Source organism: Exiguobacterium sp. QJM3NY_9 (assembly GCF_056173545.1).
Map to the genome: position 1 here is coordinate 1,193,962 of NZ_CM149679.1, position 18,964 is coordinate 1,212,925.

20 protein-coding genes are annotated in these 18,964 nt (G+C 45.7%); 14 read left to right on the forward strand and 6 right to left on the reverse strand.

Annotated features, from left to right (window positions below; translation table 11 throughout):
* Window positions 1-27: 27 nt before the first annotated feature.
* Complete coding sequence (locus AC0VYQ_RS05930; protein WP_159173733.1) at window positions 28-468, reverse strand: RrF2 family transcriptional regulator; 441 nt, start codon at window positions 466-468, stop codon at window positions 28-30.
* A gap of 151 nt (window positions 469-619) precedes the next feature.
* Between AC0VYQ_RS05930 and AC0VYQ_RS05935 the strand changes: the two genes are divergently transcribed.
* Window positions 620-1,420: a hypothetical protein gene (locus AC0VYQ_RS05935; protein WP_475404441.1), complete on the forward strand. Its 801-nt coding sequence runs from the start codon at window positions 620-622 to the stop codon at window positions 1,418-1,420.
* 86 nt (window positions 1,421-1,506) lie between these two features.
* Here AC0VYQ_RS05935 and AC0VYQ_RS05940 read toward each other — a convergent pair whose 3' ends face one another.
* Entirely contained in the window at window positions 1,507-2,103 is a 597-nt protein-coding gene (locus tag AC0VYQ_RS05940; protein WP_475404442.1) for a TetR/AcrR family transcriptional regulator, read from the reverse strand.
* 140 nt (window positions 2,104-2,243) lie between these two features.
* On the opposite strand from AC0VYQ_RS05940, the gene AC0VYQ_RS05945 reads away from it, so the two are divergent.
* Both AC0VYQ_RS05945 and AC0VYQ_RS05950 read left to right on the forward strand, forming a co-directional pair.
* Window positions 2,244-3,131, forward strand: coding sequence for an ABC transporter ATP-binding protein (locus tag AC0VYQ_RS05945; protein ID WP_475404443.1), 888 nt, complete (start codon window positions 2,244-2,246; stop codon window positions 3,129-3,131).
* Window positions 3,128-3,934, forward strand: coding sequence for an ABC transporter permease subunit (locus tag AC0VYQ_RS05950; protein WP_475404444.1), 807 nt, complete (start codon window positions 3,128-3,130; stop codon window positions 3,932-3,934). The genes AC0VYQ_RS05945 and AC0VYQ_RS05950 overlap by 4 nt, the downstream gene beginning before the upstream one ends.
* Window positions 3,935-4,164: 230 nt before the next feature.
* Here AC0VYQ_RS05950 and AC0VYQ_RS05955 read toward each other — a convergent pair whose 3' ends face one another.
* Window positions 4,165-5,412: an MDR family MFS transporter gene (locus AC0VYQ_RS05955; RefSeq protein WP_029333326.1), complete on the reverse strand. Its 1,248-nt coding sequence runs from the start codon at window positions 5,410-5,412 to the stop codon at window positions 4,165-4,167.
* Window positions 5,413-5,822: 410 nt separating this feature from the next.
* On the opposite strand from AC0VYQ_RS05955, the gene AC0VYQ_RS05960 reads away from it, so the two are divergent.
* The 3 genes from AC0VYQ_RS05960 to AC0VYQ_RS05970 all read left to right on the forward strand — a co-directional run bounded on the left by AC0VYQ_RS05960 (window position 5,823) and on the right by AC0VYQ_RS05970 (window position 9,220).
* Complete coding sequence (locus AC0VYQ_RS05960; RefSeq protein WP_088836773.1) at window positions 5,823-7,406, forward strand: peptide chain release factor 3; 1,584 nt, start codon at window positions 5,823-5,825, stop codon at window positions 7,404-7,406.
* 134 nt (window positions 7,407-7,540) lie between these two features.
* A complete protein-coding gene (locus AC0VYQ_RS05965; protein ID WP_475404445.1) occupies window positions 7,541-8,008 on the forward strand; it encodes a hypothetical protein in 468 nt (155 codons plus the stop codon).
* Between the two features lie 120 nt (window positions 8,009-8,128).
* Window positions 8,129-9,220, forward strand: coding sequence for an MBL fold metallo-hydrolase (locus tag AC0VYQ_RS05970; protein ID WP_475404446.1), 1,092 nt, complete (start codon window positions 8,129-8,131; stop codon window positions 9,218-9,220).
* 237 nt (window positions 9,221-9,457) lie between these two features.
* On the opposite strand, the gene AC0VYQ_RS05975 is transcribed toward AC0VYQ_RS05970, so the two are convergent.
* A complete protein-coding gene (locus AC0VYQ_RS05975; RefSeq protein ID WP_475404447.1) occupies window positions 9,458-10,696 on the reverse strand; it encodes a purine/pyrimidine permease in 1,239 nt (412 codons plus the stop codon).
* A 106-nt stretch (window positions 10,697-10,802) separates the two neighbouring features.
* Here AC0VYQ_RS05975 and AC0VYQ_RS05980 point away from each other — a divergent pair, with 106 nt between their 5' ends.
* Both AC0VYQ_RS05980 and AC0VYQ_RS05985 read left to right on the forward strand, forming a co-directional pair.
* Window positions 10,803-11,615 (forward strand): LysR family transcriptional regulator, encoded by an 813-nt coding sequence (locus AC0VYQ_RS05980; protein ID WP_475404448.1) that lies wholly within the window; start codon window positions 10,803-10,805, stop codon window positions 11,613-11,615.
* A gap of 71 nt (window positions 11,616-11,686) precedes the next feature.
* A complete protein-coding gene (locus AC0VYQ_RS05985) occupies window positions 11,687-12,877 on the forward strand; it encodes an RtcB family protein (protein WP_475404449.1) in 1,191 nt (396 codons plus the stop codon).
* A 91-nt stretch (window positions 12,878-12,968) separates the two neighbouring features.
* Here AC0VYQ_RS05985 and AC0VYQ_RS05990 read toward each other — a convergent pair whose 3' ends face one another.
* The gene (locus tag AC0VYQ_RS05990) at window positions 12,969-13,502 is read right to left on the reverse strand and encodes a DM13 domain-containing protein (RefSeq protein ID WP_475404450.1); all 534 of its coding nucleotides are present in this window, start codon (window positions 13,500-13,502) and stop codon (window positions 12,969-12,971) included.
* 101 nt (window positions 13,503-13,603) lie between these two features.
* Window positions 13,604-14,095, reverse strand: coding sequence for a GNAT family N-acetyltransferase (locus tag AC0VYQ_RS05995; protein WP_475404451.1), 492 nt, complete (start codon window positions 14,093-14,095; stop codon window positions 13,604-13,606).
* Window positions 14,096-14,208: 113 nt separating this feature from the next.
* Between AC0VYQ_RS05995 and AC0VYQ_RS06000 the strand changes: the two genes are divergently transcribed.
* From AC0VYQ_RS06000 to AC0VYQ_RS06025, 6 genes are all read left to right on the forward strand, one after another.
* Window positions 14,209-14,706, forward strand: a complete 498-nt coding sequence (locus AC0VYQ_RS06000) for a cysteine hydrolase family protein (RefSeq protein ID WP_475404452.1) — start codon at window positions 14,209-14,211, stop codon at window positions 14,704-14,706.
* Between the two features lie 23 nt (window positions 14,707-14,729).
* Window positions 14,730-15,491, forward strand: a complete 762-nt coding sequence (locus AC0VYQ_RS06005) for a hypothetical protein (RefSeq protein ID WP_475404453.1) — start codon at window positions 14,730-14,732, stop codon at window positions 15,489-15,491.
* Window positions 15,488-15,970 carry a hypothetical protein gene (locus tag AC0VYQ_RS06010; RefSeq protein WP_475404454.1) on the forward strand — a complete coding sequence of 161 codons (483 nt, stop codon included), beginning with the start codon at window positions 15,488-15,490 and terminating at the stop codon, window positions 15,968-15,970. Before AC0VYQ_RS06005 ends, AC0VYQ_RS06010 begins: the two co-directional genes overlap by 4 nt.
* 535 nt (window positions 15,971-16,505) lie before the next feature.
* Window positions 16,506-16,829, forward strand: coding sequence for a type II toxin-antitoxin system HicB family antitoxin (locus AC0VYQ_RS06015; protein ID WP_475404455.1), 324 nt, complete (start codon window positions 16,506-16,508; stop codon window positions 16,827-16,829).
* Between the two features lie 94 nt (window positions 16,830-16,923).
* Complete coding sequence (locus tag AC0VYQ_RS06020) at window positions 16,924-17,115, forward strand: DUF4304 domain-containing protein (RefSeq protein WP_353048423.1); 192 nt, start codon at window positions 16,924-16,926, stop codon at window positions 17,113-17,115.
* Window positions 17,116-18,250: 1,135 nt separating this feature from the next.
* Window positions 18,251-18,910 carry a hypothetical protein gene (locus AC0VYQ_RS06025; RefSeq protein WP_475404456.1) on the forward strand — a complete coding sequence of 220 codons (660 nt, stop codon included), beginning with the start codon at window positions 18,251-18,253 and terminating at the stop codon, window positions 18,908-18,910.
* Window positions 18,911-18,964: the final 54 nt, after the last annotated feature.

Here is an 18,964-nt window from a genome sequence, read left to right on the forward strand (position 1 = left end):
CGCAACAAAAAATGATTCCGCTACGCATCAATTGCGCGTCGGAATCATTTCAAGAATTTGTGGATGCAGTTCATTTGCCGGATGCAGTAAATCCTGGATCGTATAACTATTAAGTACCTGATGGAACGCTTCAATCGCTTCATCAAAGGCAGTTCGTGCAGGGTCAAGAGATGGATGTTCCACCATTCCCTCTTGCGGGTCCAAAAAATGAGTCGTTGGTTCGAACAACTGCACGACGTCACCGAGATAAATTTCATCCGGAGGACTTGCTAAGCGAAATCCGCCACCACGACCACGGACAGAATGAATCAGACCATTTTGTCCTAAACGATAGACGACTTTCATCAGATGATTTTTAGAAATGTCGTAACAGTCCGCTACTTCCTGGATTCGGACAAGTCGATCCGCATGTGCGCCTGCAAATAAAAGCGACCGGATCGCATAGTCCGTATAACGTGTCATGCGCATATATATCACCTACTTACCCTAGATTTTAAAATGGACAGGAGAGAAGAACAAGTTTAAATGTGTTGGATGAAACAAGTATTTACTATACTTTTTTGAAGATTGTTTTTACTTAGGGGTTCGGGCATAATGAGGGGGAAAGGTAGGTCATGGTATGCATTTTGATCAAGCATTACACCTCTTACAAAAGATGGGTCCGGAAGTGGACAAACGCGGTTTCCGCATCGCGAGCCGGTTTTATGATCAGTTAGAAAAAAATCATAGCCGACAGCTTGAACAAATGGGACAGCAGGACATGCGTTTACAAAATCGTGAACTTCGGATTTTACGCCTCAGTCGCCTGTTGCATCACGTGACGAACCAACAAGAACCGAGTGAGTTGTTTAAACTCATTTTACTCGAAGAAATCAATCAAACGAAATCGTTCATTCTGTCTTACCCAGAAATCGTCAGTCAGGAAATCCTGCTCGCCGTGCAATGGGAATTTGAGCTTGAAGCGACAGACCCATTGCTCGAGGCATGGTCTGTCGTCCATCACCAACTCGTCGATACGTGTCGTCACTTTTGCAAATATTCATCAAACGCAGACTGGAGACAACTCGAAGTGTTGTTGATTGCAGAAACACATCATTTAGGTGCTGTCATTGACGAAGCAAGGTATGCTTTGACGAATCAACGGAAAACGACGCTCGTCCATTTTAACGACATGAAGGTGCTCTCGGCTAAGTTGATGATGACACTCGAAGGACTTATTCAAAAGGGACTTGTTTTCCATACTATGCACCAAAATAGTACGGATGAAGGGGCGGTTGAATTTTTAGAGATGATTGCAAGCGACGACCCGATCGTATTCGTCAGTGGATCGAGTCGGTTCATCGCGGATGTGCAAAGAACGCTGGAACCGCTACCGGTTATCTTTGGTCCATTTGTCGCAGATAATGCGTTGCCGTCTTAAGCGTAAGTTACCTGAGATGCGTTGTTTTTATAGACAAAAGCGAGTTTTCCCGATCATTAAAGGGAGAACTCGCTTTTTATCATGGATTAATGTGGTTTTCCAGCAACCCCATAAAAAAAGAGTTGCATTATCTCATTGATGAAATGATCTTTGTCAGCGTAGTTATCAGCGAGTCCCGTGAATGCGTCAGCCTGTTCCATGAAGAGATTCATGTAAAACATGATGAGAGGTGGTGAGAAAGTATGATGGATTACGCCTTCTTTTTTTCCTTGGTCAATCAAAGCGAGCATCAGCGGGAGGGTGAATTCCTGATTCATTTTTTCTGTAAATGCTCTCATCGTCGTATCTTGTAAAAGAAGGGTGTTCAGGTGTTCCATCGGGAATTGTTCAAAGGACTGCTTTTTTTGAAGCAGGATAAACGATAATTTTTCTTGAAAGGAGTAGCCACCTGTTAGGTATGTTTCCATTTGCTCCATCATCTTCGTGTACCACTCTTGAATCGTCTCACGGATGAGATTCTCTTTGTTTTCAAAATGCTTATAGATTGTCACTTGTGAAACATTGGCACGATCGACGATATCTGCAATCCGCAGGTGTTTTGGTTCTGATGTCATCAATAAGGCGAGTGTCGCTTGACGGATACGCTGTTTGATTTCTGCCGTTCGTTTTTCAAATCCATTCATAAAAAGAAACCTCCTGTTATCACGATATAATGAAATATATCATCCTCTATATTTCATTATATCATTGACTTCAAAAAACTAGCAGTATAAAATTAATGTAATAAACAACGATTCATATTTCATAATTCGGGAGTGATGACATGATTAACATCGAGAATCTGACGCAACAGTTTTCAAACGGAAAAGGAATTTTTGATGTCACGATCAATGTGGAGAAAGGCGAAGTATTTGGTTTTCTCGGACCGAACGGTAGCGGAAAATCAACGACGATTCGTCATTTGATGGGATATATGAAGCCGCAACGCGGACGGGCGACGATAAAGGGGCTCGATACGTGGGCAAATCAGGCGCAAGCGCGAAGTCACGTCGGTTATTTACCCGGCGAAATGGCGTTCCTCGACGGAATGACGGGGCTTGCGTTCCTCAACATGATGGCTGGTATGCAAGGATCAGACAATCCGGACAGACGTGACGAGTTGATTAAAAAGCTCCAATTCAACCCGAACACACCGATTCGCAAGATGTCAAAAGGAATGAAGCAAAAGATTGGGATCGTCGCGACATTCATGCATGACCCGGAAATCTATATCCTCGACGAGCCGACGTCGGGACTCGATCCATTGATGCAGAACTTGTTCATCGAACTCGTCCTTGAAGAAAAAGCACGTGGCAAGACCTTCTTGATGTCGTCTCATAGTTTTGCTGAAATCGAGCGGACATGCGACCGGGCAGCGATTATTCGTGACGGAAAAATCGTCGCGACAAAAAATATTCATGAGTTGCAGACGATGCAACGAAAATCATTTAACGTCACGCTCCATGAAGAAGTGGCTGTAGCCGCTCTGCTTGCTTCCGCCTTGACGACGGAGCGAATCGACGTGCGGACGGTCCGGGTCGAACTCCGTGGGAATTATGATTTACTCATCCAAACGCTCGCCCCGTATCACGTCAAGAACATCAGTGCCGATGACCAAAGCTTGGAACAAATTTTTATGGATTATTATAATCAAAAGGAGTTGGGGAAATGAATCTCGCCCTTTATCGTCATATGATGCAGCTCCATCTGAAGATGTTTTTTGGTTTCGGGGTCGGCTCAGCCATGTATGTCACGTTGATTACCTCCCTTTATCCGTTGCTCGACGACAACATGGAACAGATTGACGACATGATGCAGATCTTACCGGAAGGAATGATGCGGGCATTTGGAATGGAGTCTATCAGCAACTACGGTCAATTCATCTCGGCCGAATACTATGGTCTGTTTTATCTTTTAATCCTGGGTGTCTTTAGCGTGATGGTCGCGATTCAACTTGTCGCACGGCTCGTCGATCGCGGCTCGATGGCCTATCTTTTATCGACGCAGGTTTCACGAACGAAAGTCATCGTCACACAAATGCTCGTCTTAATCAGTGGTTTAATTGTGATTCATGTTTTGACATTCGCAGGCGGGGCGCTCGCAGCACGATTCTTAATCGATACGGACCGAATCGCACTCACTGAGTTTTTCCAAATCAACTACGTCGGGTTTTGCTTGTTCTTAGCCGTCAGCGGTTATTCGTTCTTGATTTCCTGTTTGTTCAACGATGAAAAAAATGCTTTTGCGGTCGCCGGTGGTGTAACTTTTCTATTTTACGGGATGAACATGATGGGGAAAATCGTCACGAAAATCGACTGGATTCGGCATTTTACGCCGTTTTCGCTTTATGAACCTGGAAAAATCGCCAGTGGGGAAGGAGAGGTCCTCGTCTCAGTAATCATTTTAATCTTGATTGGTCTGCTGAGCTATGGTCTTGCCATCGTCATTTTCCGGAAACGAAACTTGCCGTTGTGAGGAATGAATCGAAAGGAGAGACGAAAATCACCTTCGGCTTGCCTGTCTCTTGAGCAGCGTGCGTTTAGTCGCTTTTTCCCGATGAAACTAACGAAAATGGGAAGCTTTGAAGACGAGTCGAGGAAGAGCGTTCCGCCCTAAACATAAGAAACCAAGACCTCTTCTTTCTAAAACAGTAAAAGGCGCATTCGACTTTTCGTCAGATGCGCCTTTTTAAAATAAACGTTAACTTACGCCGACTCGGACAATCGTTTCGCACGGCGAATCGAACGATCGAGTGCCAAGTAGACAAGTCCAGATAAACAACACGCGACCCCGATGGCGCCAAGCGCATAGTCGCCGTGACCGGATTCGAGGAACAACGACCCGAGGAGCGGTGCCGTTACGCCACCAATCAACCACTGCACGCTCGCGGCACCATTATACGTTCCCCGTAAGTGAACCGGCGCGATTAAAGCGATGAACGTCATTTGGACCGGTGACATGATCATTTCACCGACCGTATAAAGGGCGTATATGACGAGTAAGAGAATGACGATGACGATATAATCCGTTCCGAGCGAGAAGAAGTAGGACGGGACGAAGGCGAGTAAAATCATGCCGAGTCCGAAGACGCTTGCGCCGAGTAACATGACTTTCCCGAACGATTTCCCGGATAGCTTCGCAGCAATCGGAAATTGGAACAAGACGACCATGATGCCGTTCAGTCCCATCAAGTACGGGAAAGGATTTTTTTCGTCCGGTAATCCCGGTAAGGCTTCTTTTAAGAAGACGGGTAACATGTTTTCGACGAGCGTGAAGCCCATCGAGATGAAGACACCAGCCGCAATGAAGATTAAAAAGACATGGTCCTTTCGTAAGACAGTCAGTGAAGAAAGTTGTGGCGTATCCACCGGATGCTCGATTTTTTCAGGTTTCGTCTCACCGATGAACAGCAGGAGGACGAGGGCATAAAGTACATAAACAATAGCTGCTCCATAGAAAATTAAGGACCGATCGATGAAGAGGACGGCACTGCCGATCAATGGACCGAACGCGGCCCCGATGTTATGTCCCATCCGTAAGAGACCAAACGATTCATTCAACCGTTCCGGTGGTGTGACATCAGCGACCATCGCGCTCGCTGCCGGGTGGAACAGAGAATTTGTCAGGCCGAGCGTCGCATTTAAGATAAGCAACGGCCAAAATGTATCGGCAAACGTAAATCCGATCAAGGCGAGCGCATCCCCGACGATGGCGATGACCATCAGTGGTTTGCGGCCGTAAATGTCGGCGAGGTGCCCGCCGAGGAAGGATCCGAACAACGCGGAAATCGGACCGATCGCCATGATGACACCGACGAGGAGGTATGAATCGAGTTGGTCGGCGTAATAGAGTACGAGAAATGGTGCAATCATGAACATCATGATACCGGTTAACGTTTCCCCGACGAACCGGATCCAGATGTTACGGTCGAGCAGTTTTAATGAGTTGAACATAAATAAAACCCCTTATTATTCCGTTTTTAGACAATAGAAAAGACGGATACGCACAAATATGGGCATACCCGTCCTGATATAAGGGGGCAGCATGTACGTATACGCATACGCACACCCTGCTTAATTTTTAAAAAATTAAACGATTGGGTGACGTACAATGATCGCAGATGAGTTTGATACCTGAATCTGTCGCTGTGCTTGTGGCTGTTTCATGTGTACGTCTCCTCCTTCTAGTTAGTTAACTTCCTCGTCATCGTATAGAACATCAGGACGAGTTGTCAACTAAAAATCTGAAAATTAAGTCAATCATGTGAAATAGACGAACAGCTGAAAATTCGGTATGATAGACTAGTTGCGAAAAATGAGCTGGTTACAAGTATTGAATTTATCGTGAAGGGACTTAATCATACATGACAAAATTACAAACTGAAGTCGAGAAACGCCGGATTTTCGGTATCATCTCCCACCCGGATGCCGGGAAAACGACATTAACAGAAAAATTCTTACTCCACGGAGGGGCAATCCGGGAAGCAGGGTCGGTCAAAGCCCGAAAAAATTCGAAATTTGCCAAATCCGACTGGATGGAAATCGAGAAACAACGCGGAATCTCGGTCACGTCATCGGTCATGCAATTCGAATACGATAAAAAAATCGTCTCTATCATGGATACACCGGGTCACTCGGACTTCGGGGAAGATACGTACCGGATCTTGACGGCCGTCGACTCGGCAATCATGGTCATCGATGCGGCGAAAGGGATCGAGTCACAGACAAAAAAACTTTTCCAAGTCTGCCGGATGCGCGGTATTCCAATTTTTACATTCATCAACAAGATGGACCGTCAAGCACGTGATCCACTCGAATTGATGGAGGAGCTTGAAGAAGTCCTCGGTATCCCGTCTGTTGCCGTCACGTGGCCGGCAGGATCAGGACAACAGTTCGAAGGGGTCTACGACCGGGTAAACGAGAAGTTCCACTGCTTCAAACAGGACCGGAAGACGATTGAGCTGGGGGAAGAAGGGCTCGCAAACGACGAACTCGCTAACTCAATCAACAACGAAATGTACGATACGCTCGTCGATGAAGTTGATTTACTCGACGGTGCCGGCAATGCCTATGACGAGGAATTGATTGCAAAAGGTGAACTGACACCGGTCTTCTTCGGTTCAGCTCTCGTCGACTTTGGTGTCACACCACTGCTCGAACACTATCTCAACTTGTCCCCGTCACCGACACCACGGGAATCGAACAAAGGGAAAATCGAACCGGCACAAGAATTCTTCAGCGGATTCGTCTTTAAAATCCAGGCGAACATGAACCCGAATCACCGGGACCGGATTGCGTTCATCCGCATCTGTACCGGCAAATTCGACCGTGGGATGGATGTCGTCCTGACGCGGACAGGTAAGAAAATGAAATTGTCGCAATCGACGCAGTTCATGGCAGATGAGCGGGAAACGGTCAACGAAGCCTTTGCCGGAGACGTCATCGGTCTCTACGACTCGGGCAACTATCAAATTGGCGATACGATCACAAATGGTGATCCGTCACTCCAATACGAAGCCTTGCCGACGTTCGCACCGGAGTTGTTCTTGAAGGTCTTTACGAAAAATGCCCTGAAGTCCAAACAATTCCAAAAAGGGATTGAACAATTGGCGCAAGAAGGAGCAATCCAAGTCTATAAGACGGAATACAACGAGGTCATCCTCGGTGCGATCGGTCAACTTCAGTTCGAAGTCTTCGAACACCGCCTTAAAGGCGAGTACGGCGTCGATATCTTAAAAGATGCGGCGAACTTCCAGGTCGCGAAGTGGGTCAAGGTGACAGAAATCAATGAAGTGAAGAAATTGACGGATTCACGGACGGTCCTCGTTTATGACCGTTGGGAAAACCCGGTTCTCCTCTTTGCGAACGATTTCGTCTACGAACGCTTCGTCCAAAAAAATGAAGGTACAATCACGTTAGTCGATTCACCGCAACAATTGAATGACTGATTGAAGGAAAAGAGCGTATTCGCATCAGCGGATCAGCTCTTTTTTTTGTGCTTCGCTGTTTTGCTTCAGAAGAACATGGGTAAAAAAGGGAAGTGGTTCGATTCATACATTTTGTGAGAGGGATGGTGGCAACGATGGCGAAAAAATTCGTAGGCGTTTTTCATGATCAATCCAGCTTGGAACAAAAGATGCATGCTTTAAAAGAACACGGACATAAGGACTCAGATTTTTCAGTCGTCGGACGGGATGAAGCGGCCGAAGAGACATCGGGTGCGTCTTGGGTCGATGAAATGAAAGCGAAGTTCAGCAAGGAACCGCCGTTACGCGAGACACTGAAACGCGTCGGGCATTCGGACGACGAAGCGGCGAAACATTATGAAGAAGTCGAGCGTGGTGGGATTGCTTTGTTCGTCAAGGAACGAGAACACCATGATCACGACCACGATCATGACCACGAACACGGGCATCGTCATGACCACACGGAAGATCGTCACGGAGGGAAAGTCGAAAATCCCGGCGTCAATGACTATGAGTCGAATCATGAATCCGATCACGAAAAAAGTACGCGGACGAAATGGGACGCGGACGATTTAAATAAATAAGGGACGAACACGGCTTGCTTTTTTTAAAGTAATCCGTGTTTTTTGTTGGAGAAGTGTCTTCGCTACCGCCAGGAAAAAGGCGAGTGCTATACTGGAAGCACTTATTGAAGAGGTGAAAACATGAAAAAAACAGTCGCAACACTTGTAGGGCTCGGTTTACTCGGAACGGTCTTCATGACGCGTTATCCGTTATTCGGTCGCCGACCGTCTAAAGCCGAACAACAGGATTACAGACGATCCGCCCAGTTCAAAAATGGAAAGTTTCAAAATGAACTGCCGTTCCAACTGAAGATGGAATGGGAGACGACAAAAAGTATCTTAAAAGATTATGGACGGAAATTGCCGTCTTTAAAACCGGTCAAACCGTTACCGGTCAAACCGTTTGAACAGCGGACGGACGGGACAGAACCGCGTGTGACCTGGTTCGGGCATTCGGCGTTCTTGCTTGAACTCGATCACCAGACGATTTTCTTTGATCCGATGCTCGGTCGTGCGCCGTCTCCGTTCCCGAAACTTGGAGGCGGACGTTTCCAGACGACGGCACCGGTTGACCTCGATGCCTTGCCGCCGATCGATCTCGTCATTTATTCCCACGACCATTATGACCACCTTGATTACCATTCAGTCTTGGCATTAAAAGACCGGGTCGGCCGGTTCATCGTCCCGCTTGGTGTCGGCAGCCGCCTAAAGGGCTGGGGCGTCGACGCAAGTCGGATTACGGAACTCGATTGGCACGAATCGGTTGAGACGAATGGTCTTCGCCTGACGGCAACACCGGCCCGGCATTATTCGGGACGAAACGGGCTTGATCAATTTTCGACGCTTTGGGCGTCATGGGTGATTGAAGGGTCGAAGAAAGTCTTTTTCAGCGGCGACAGCGGCTACGGTCCGCACTTCAAGACGATTGGAGAACAATACGGTCCGTTTGACTTGACGATCATGGAGTGCGGGCAATACGATACCCGTTGGTCCAGTTCACACATGTTACCGGAGCAGACACTCGCGGCACATCTCGACGTCAAAGGGGACGTGATGATTCCTGTCCACTGGTCGGCGTTTACACTGGCGTTTCATCCGTGGTACGAACCGGTCGAACGGCTGTTGAAGGAAGCAGCGAAACATGGCGTACCGGTCGTGACACCGATGATCGGTGAGAGCGTGACGGTTGCAAGTCAGACCCGTAAATGGTGGCGTGAAGTTAGGTTAAGTTAAGTGAAACTCGTCGTCCTTTCCCGTGCTTTCCTCAGGCGAGACACGAGCCGCGGCTTCTGTTCCTTTCGGACGAGGAGCCGGGTCTCGTTTGTCTCTGACAGCGCGAAAAGCACGCGCTTTTTCCTGTAGGAGTCACGGGAAGAAGCCGAGTTGAATGGACTTCATGTGATTTCAAACACAAAATCCCCATGCTGTCGTGTTTTACGACAGGGTGGGGATTTTACGTTGACATACAGATTAACCGGCCAGCCGTTCTGATTGAGCGTCACGTCGCGAACGCAAGCGCTCGATGACTTCAAAACCAAGCACGAGCATCGTCCCGATTAATAAGCCGTTACTGAAGAACGGACGTAACGTCAGTGGCAGGATTTCTGCCAGGACCGTCGATTGCAACAGAATGCTGATCCCGATGACAGCACAAATCGCAAAGGCATGTTTCCGGCGACTGGTCTTCATGCTGCTTTCAGCCGACTGCCAGGCAATCAGGAACATGTGCGGTAACGTCGCGAGTAACGCTGCACTGGCGACACTGCGCGGTAGTGTCGCGATGATGCCGATAATGCTCGGGAAAAAACCGACCAAGGCAATGACGAGTGAGGCAATCAAAAACGGTCGGCGGTCCTTACTGCCTGTCTGGGCGATAAAGCCACTCGTGATCGGCAAGGGAACCGGAACGAGCGTCGAGAACGTCGCCGCGATCAAGTGAATGATCCCTTCGATCGTCAGTCCTTGATGCAAGGCGCCTTGTTTCTGAATCGTCGCTTCGACGGCGCTGAGCGCAGCAATCAAGTTGACGATTAAAAGAATTGCAAACGGAATCGCGACGAGAAACGCACTGCCGTCAAATTGCGGCATCCCGAACGGTAAAGCGGTCGGGACGGAAAAGACACCGGATGCTTCCGGTAGTGACGGGCGACTGACCAACCAGCCGACGACAATGCCGATCATCAAAGCGAACGGACGGAGCCGTGCCGGACCAAACTGGCTCAGTCCGAGGACAAGCAGGAATGTCAGAACACCGGCAAGACGTGTCGCTTCGACGGCGAGAACGGCACCCAGCATGACGCCGGTCAGTTGAATACATAATAAAAGCAAAAACGTGCCGCTGACGAGCGGGGTAAAGACCGGTAATAAAAAGCGCGTCCATCCGGTCAACCCGAGGAAAATCAAGACAACACCGGCGATGACGACAGCGGCCATCGCAATCGTGAAGGCCGTTTTTGAATCGACCGGCAGAGCGGCGATGACAACAAAGATACTGACCCATGAGCCGGCCGGACCGGATACGATCGGTAACCGGTGACCGAACACACCATGGAGAAAACAGGCAATCCCGCCGACGAAGAAAGAACGTTGAACAAGAGCGGCCGTCTCGACATTCGAGAGGTCGAACAGACTGGCAACGACGATCGGCAAGGCAATCGTATTGGCTAATAAGAAAATAATCCACTGAACTGTGGACGTCGTACGTTTCACAAAAATCGTCTCCTTTAAAAATCGCTGATTTTAGCATCGTATCATATGATTGATGTTATGATTCATACATATTTATGACTGAAAACATATGAAAGAGATGATGAATATGGATTTACGGCAATATCGCTATTTTTGTGCAGTCGTCGAAGAACAATCGGTCACGCGGGCAGCAGAACGCCTGCGGATGGCTCAGCCTGCCTTGACGCAACAAATTCGGAAGATGGAAGAGTTGCTTGGCGTACGGCTGATTGAACGGGCGGGACGCGGCATCCGGATTACAGCGAGCGGTGAGCGGCTCTATGAACGGGCCGTCTCACTGTTGCGCTATGAAGCGGAAACGCGGATCGAAGTCAGTGACATCAAGGAAGGGCGGACCGGCATTTTACGGATCGGCGTCAATACGTTGTCCGCCGGCCGCTTGACAGGCTGGGTCAGAGAAATGAAACGACGGCATCCGCGGATTACGTTACAGATTCATCAGGGCGAGTCTGCTGCTTTGATTGATCGTTTGAAGGATCATGCGATCGACGTGGCACTCGTCCGGCTGCCGATTGAGGCGCAAGGCGTCACGATCGAGTGGATGGAAGAGGAACCGTTTTATCAGATCCATCATCCTGATTTTCCGGATGCCGATATGATCATTCCGAGTCAGGAAGGACTGGGTGTCTTTCAGACGCTCAGTCAACAGTTCGGGGTCGTCTCGCAGGAAACGTGTTCCGACGTCTTGACCTTGATTGGACTCGTCCGGTGTGGACAAGCGGTGACGCTGTTACCGGAAAGTACGCTTCGCGAGCTCGACATGACGGGACTGGTGCAGAAACGGTTACCGGACGCGACGAGTACGACAGCTCTTGTCTGGTTAACGGAAGACGGTCAATCGGCGTTGACCCAACAATGGGTCTCGATTGTCCACGAGTAAGAACGAATTGTTAAAAAAGGGATTTTATAGGATAATTGAACAAGTGACAGGAAGGTAAGGGGGAGGATGAAATGAAGACGATTCGCGGAAAATACGGCGAAGCGAAGATTTTTACACACAATGTCGATGACATCACGATTGAGCAAGTGACGGGGATGCTGAACGAAAACATTGCCGTCGACGGCAATGTCCGAATCATGCCCGATTGTCATGCCGGCAAAGGCTCGGTCATCGGAACGACGATGCGGATTCACGATAAGGTCGTTCCGAATCTCGTCGGTGTCGATATTGGCTGCGGCATGTTATGTACACAAATCAACCGTGAAGGAACAGCCGGCGTCGATTATGAGAAGTTGGATGCTGCGATTCAGGCACTGGTTCCGAGCGGCATGTCGGTTCGCAATCAGCCGCACCGCTTATCGGAACAGATTCCGTTTGAGCAGGTGTTGGCACCGTTCAACGAAACACGGGCCCGGTTGTCGATTGGCACGTTAGGCGGCGGGAATCACTTTATCGAGCTGAACGCGGACGACGAGGACAATCTCTATCTCGTGATTCATTCCGGCAGCCGGAACCTCGGGAAGACGATTGCTGAACATTACCAAAAGCTGGCGGAAAGCTCACAATTCACCGTCGATACGGCATCGGTCGTCGCCTCACTGAAAGATCAGGGACGGGAGCAGGACATCCAATCGACGTTGGTCGAGCTGAAGAGTCAGTTCAATGAAACGAATAAAGATTTAGCGTACGTGTCCGGTTCCGATATGGACAACTACTTACATGACTTAAAAATCGCTCAAAAGTACGCGTCACTGAACCGTCAAGCAATGACCGACGTCATTGTTGAAGCGATGGGCTGGTCGGTCACGGAACAGTTCGATACGATTCATAACTACATCGATCTCGAGCGGATGATTCTCCGCAAAGGTGCGATTTCGGCGCAAGCCGGTGAAGTCGCCATCATTCCGATGAACATGCGTGACGGTTCACTGATTGTCAAAGGAAAAGGCAATCCGGACTGGAACTATTCGGCGCCACACGGAGCAGGACGGATCATGTCCCGTTCGAAAGCCTTTAAATCCGTTGATCTGAGAGAATTTGAAGCGACGATGCAGGACGTCTGGTCGAGTTCGGTCGTCGAATCGACACGTGATGAGTCACCCTTCGTCTACAAGCCGATGGAAGAAATCATCCGGAACACGATGGATACGGTCGAGTTACTTAAAGTCATCAAGCCGCTCTATAACTTTAAGGCGAAGTGAGCCGGCAGGTGTCTGCGACTTTGAGACAGACAAAACCCCCGACCTTCTGATTGGAAATGAATCAGTGGTGAGGGGATCGGTTACATAATATTTACTCGTTGTCAGTCTTTACTACTGCCGTACCAAAGTCGGCGTTGAAGGCACGGCACCAAATCACGACGGTATTGTACTTCGTGAAATCGACATCTGGAGGGACAGCATAATTTTGATTGCCGGTATTGCCTTTTAATGCCCCTAAGTTGATGCCTTCTTTTGGCTCCATACCCGGTTGAATGAGATAGACGAATAAATCTGGACCATTCGTCGTCTTGAAATCCTCAAACCGGAGATACTGACCGTCCTCTGCTTGAATCGTTTTGAGTGTTCCTGAGGTTTTGTAGTTTTTTTCTCCATCGACGAACATCCCGGAGAACGTAGGGCCGTCCTGATCCTGCGTACCAGGTGTCGTAGCTTCTGTTTCATCTTCAGTATCCGGTGTCTGTTCTTCCGTTTTGACGTCAGATGAAGTCGGGGGAAGTCCTTCGTCAACTGCTTTATCAAAAAGAAGCGGCGAGACTAACCACCAACTGATTGCTAGGATACCGACGATGACGACACCAAGGAGAATCTTCGTGATTGTTTTCATGTGCATCACTCCACTTCAGAGGTTTTTCAGTGCAGCGTTCGGACATCTGCGTCTTGGTTAAATTTTATCATATGTGGAAGATATCCGTTCATCCGAAGACGCTAGTTACTTAGATATTTGTAAGTCTCCCCCTCATCAGCGCTGCGGAGAAAACCTGCTTTTACAAGTACGGATTGGGAGGCACGATTTTCATGTTCTGTATAGGCACAGACCTGTAAAACTTTCATTTCCTGCAGACCAAACTGGGTAACGGTCTTGACGGCTTCCGTCATATAACCGTGGCCGCGGAAGTCCGGTTTCAGGACATAGCCGATCTCAGCAATGTTGTTTTGGTAGCCGCGGCAAAAACAGCAGTTCCCGATGAATTCGCCGGTCGACTTTAAGTACAGTCCCCACGTAATCCCGTCCCCATTGAAATAATCGCGGGCAATCTGACTCAAGATGTTGACTACGTCAAGGCTGTTTTTTGCCTGTTGCCCATCATAGACCGTAATCTCAATCATTTGATTCGCTTCACTTAATCGAATTTCTTTTAATAACAGCCGTTCGCTCGTCAGTTCAGGAAAGACGTCAAAATAGTATTTTTCTTTCATGGGGCATGCCTCCTTGAATTTGCTTCTTACCTCAAGTGTACGTTATCCGATCCGAATCGGAAGCATAACATCATCAAAACTAAAAATCCGTTCATTGATCAGGAGGAATTTACATGCAAAAGAAAGCGTTAGTCGTTATTGATATTCAAAATGACATGACAAAAAACTACAAAGAAGTCATCGGTACGATCAATCAGTCAATCGATTGGGCAGTTGAACAGGACATGCATGTGGTCTATATCCGACACGAAAATTTATCGGCCGGGACAAGAACGTTTAAAACCGGGACACGTGGTGCCGAGTTGGCACCTGATTTGAATATCGTTTCAGATCATGTATTCACAAAATATAAGGGGAATGCTTTAACAAGTGAAGCATTTGCATCATTTATTGAGCAGCATGAGATCACCGACTTTTATCTGACCGGCGGCGATGCGACGGCTTGTGTCAAATCAACGTGCTTTAACTTACGTAAACTGGATTACGACGTGACGGTGATTACGGACGGGATCACAAGTTACGATAAAAAGAAACTGCCGGAAATGATTGAATACTATGAGAAAAAAGGTGGCAGCATCATCCAGTTCAATGATTTACTTTCGGTTGATTAACGCTGTTGAAGGAGGGGGGTAACATGAAAAATGTAATTAAAGTACTGATTGTTTTGTCCGTCTCAATAGGTCTGATGTTGACAGGTTTTCCGTCAAACGAAGCCGTGGCGAAAAACAAAAAAGAAACACAACATGACACTTTTAAAAAGCTGAAACTGAATACGTCGATGACCAGCGTTGCGGAAGTCATGTATGGCAAGAACTATAAAAAACATCTGTGTGACCGCTCAGAAGATGAAGTGAAAGTTAATCTTTTATGCAGTAGTGAATTGAACGATTCCAATACATACGATAAAAGCGGGAAGCTAAAATATTTGAAGTATGAGTTTTATCTGTACCCAGATTCAAAGGTGCCGAATGAATCGGACAATCCGGATGAAGTGACGTTCCAAACCGTCCGGATGTTGCTCGTATTTAAATCAAAAGAACACAGCAAGCAGTTAAAGCTTGTCGAAAAACATTGGTTTGACGTATCCGTCAAAAATTCAAAACGTGTCTACAATAATCAAAAAATTAAAAAAGGCATGACGAAAAAACAAGTCGATGCGGTGATGACGGGAACAGGAATCGGGAAACATGAGGCCGTCGCGTATATTGACTATTCAAAAGTCGGGAAGCAAGCCGGTAAACAACAGCCTGTTTTTCCAAAGGCGTACAAGACGTATTCGTATTCCGTTTTGAATCAGAAAGAGAATGTCCTCTATTACTTCGAAACGAAGTACAGTCGAACGAAAAAAGAGTACGTGGTTTCGTATGTGGAGTCCTGGAGGGAGAACATTAAATGAAATGGAGAAAAAAATACTTGATTTTGTTATCCAGTGTTTTTTTGATTGCGGGATGCACGGACGATGCTGTAACGTCTAAGACTAAATTAGAAAACAAAAAAGTCACGGTTTCGAATCAAAAAACAGATGAAAATCAAATCATGAATCATGAACAGTTGTTTACACACATGAACGAACACTTGAAGATTGATCAATTTCAGCTAAAAGCAAGTACGCGGGGTTCAGATTTCACAATCATCGACAAGGAATTAAGCTTTGGTAAAAGAAAGTGGTTAACCGTTGATGGAAGTAGTGATAGTGCCTCAACACAAGAAAGCTTATATTTCGAAGATAAAAAACAGACGACGCAGTTGTCGGTCCACTTTGCCTACACCGACCACTACATAGGCGAAGATATGATCCAGTATCCCAGCAGCTCGGGCTATGACAAATTGAATCAACAACTCGCGAATCAATCTGATTTAATACTTATCAGCTAAAAGAATTTAGTGATTTCCGTCCAACAAAACAAACTAAGTAGAGTAGACCTGGGAACGACAAAACTTGCAGTAAAGCGGATTATCAACGAATTAGAACACATGAAGTAAATTCTTACTAAAACGAGAGAACTCACGAATGTATGAGTTCTGTCGTTTTTTATCTATATTGAAACATTCTTCAGCATCACTAGACGCGCAATTGCACATGACTCCATCAATGCTCTAGACGTTTAAGTCGTAACTACTCTCCGAATCGGTACATGGTACATGTTCCTTTCCTTCGAGAACCACAGTATGACAATGTCTTCCTTTTGATAGTTAGAATATGGATTTTATATGTATTCAAACTGTAAAATACGCCATCCTGAAAGAATAGTGTATTTTATTTGAAATTTAATCCTAAAAATTGGTTTTTTTGCTTATTATATAGTCCGTATGTTAGTTTTTTTATAGGGATATAGCTATTATCAGTTCGAATGTCCGTATTTCATGATACTTGACGATGCACATAAGATTTCATCAAGGAGGTACATCCATGCAAACATTTAAATACTATGCTGTCGTCACCCCAGATTTGGAGGATGATTGCTATCTCGTTCGATTTCCAGACCTAAAGAATGTTTTCACTGATGGCGAGACACTCTTGGAAACCGTGAAACACGCCGAAGAGGTGCTCGAGGGAATGTTAGAAGTCATGATCGATTACAATACGAAGTTCAATCCACCTAGCCCCGTCTCCGATCTCAAGATTGAGGAAGGGGAGAGTCTGATCGCTGTTGAGGTACACGTTACACCTAAGGGAACGGATGGCGATTTCAAGCAGGAACTCATCGATGATATCTATGCCGATGAGGATTGAGCGCCAGTGCTTCCTGAACGGCTCTATCGATAAAGTTCAGAGGGTGCGAACCAATGAATATGAAAAGGGGAGAAAATAAGTGAACGACAGATCGATGATACGAGACGCGCTTAAAAATACAATCGTCCCTGTATTACGTTCGCATGGTTTCAGGGGACGCTATCCTCATTTCAGACGTTTGCAAGGAGATCACTGTGAACTTCTTTGTTTATATATCGTTAAGCTTGGTGATGCTTTTTACATCGAGACTTCTAGTTGTCCTTTGGAGGGATGTACGACGTATTGAGGGGAACATATCCCTCCAGATAAAGCTACGGTCGATTACATGCATCCTGATGAGAGAGTGCATGTAGGGAATTTCTTTTTTCACTTCGCTGATCTTCGAACTCTATCCGAACATGAAGAGTTAGCTAGAGAGGCGTTAAATCATCTAGGGTTAGGACAGTCTGAATGGAAGAGTAAATCGCGAGATCAAAAGAAGAAACAGAAGAACGTAGTATTCAAGTAAGGTACTTCCGTCCTCGCGATGTGATAGGATCACGTACATGACGTATCGTTCACGTCACCATGAATGATACGGGAGTCGTTATTTTCTCGGTCGATAGTCTGCCAAGATTTCGTTCCACCTCGTGATGAACATATCGAAGTTCATAAAGCACTCGATTATGATAAGCAAGTTGTCTCTCTAGAAGATATGGGATTGATAAAGGTCCGATTGAATCCCTTTAGCGAGCGTTGAAATGTGAAAATTATTATCTACATAAATTTGTGGAGTTCGACGAACCCCAGCTTACGACCAAAGTACGTTTACAATGAAGAACGATATCAACAACGATTAAACGGCTTAGCTCAGTTAAAATACAGAGTTAAGCCGATAAAGAGATTTATGTTATTTTCCCTATCTATTTGACGAGGAGCAGTTAAGTCTAACCATCCTCTTTTTATATTCTTAATCATCTGACATTCAAATCACCTAGTTAAACGATTGAACTAATAAAGACTAAACGAGTAGTCAGAAGAAAAAAAATTTTATTATTGCAGATGACATAACGTGTTGGATGAAGAAATCATGTGATTAATAGCACACCGGTTTCATTAGATTAAACGCTATGTTATGGTTATATAAAGAAAAGGAGGGTTTAAATTGGAAAATAAGAAATATTATAAAAATCTTATTACCATTCGATTGGTAGCGACATTTCTGATACTTCTATCTCTAATTTTACCATACTTTGAGATAATGAAGTACAGTACAGTTCCATTTGTTATTCTTATAACACTTTTTGTATTTTTTGTTATGGAAAACAGATATGGTAAAAAAACTGTAAGTAAATAGGTTTTACAGAATAATTATCAACTTATTGTTTCTAACACTACTATTAGTAGAATCATATCCCAAATTTTAATAGGAGGTTTTTTTATTGAAATTTAAAGGATTTTTCCTGTTGTTGTCTATCTTGTTAGTTTTCAGTAGTTTTGCTGCAGGTGGAAACTACGTAAGTGCAGATGATTCACCATCAAATACAAATGAACTAAATCAAAAAACGATTGATTTAGTGGATAATTTTATAGTTTTTAAAGATAATAATTTTGTGATTGAAAATACTGAGATTCTAACCACTAAAATTGGTGAAGAAGAGTTTGCTAAAGTTAATGCAGAGATTGCTGATAAAAATGCCTTGTTAAGTGGACTTACAACAGAAGAACTTGACAGCATAGCTGTAGTTGATAATCATGTTCAGTTTTTAGATCAAAATGTATCGGCAAGAGCTAGCAGTAAAGGTAAAAATGCTCTTGAAGTTCACTGGTGGGGTTATAAGGTATTTTTAAATGACAATTTAACAAATACTACAGCTCAGGCTTTGGCGGGTGGATCTGGTACTGCTGCACTTGTAGCTATTTGGGCGCCTTGGTTCTCAGCTCCTACGGCTATTGTGAAAGCTGTAGCTACAAGTGCGGTAGTTGTTTTGGGTGGTTCCTCTGCGATGTTTTATAAAACAAATAAAGGTAAAGGTATCTATTTAAGATTTACTGGGATTTTACCAGCTAACGTAATTTATACTGGCATGTTTTCTCAATAAGAAAGACATATAAGCCAAATAATTATATTGTTTTTAAAGAAGAATAAATAACAT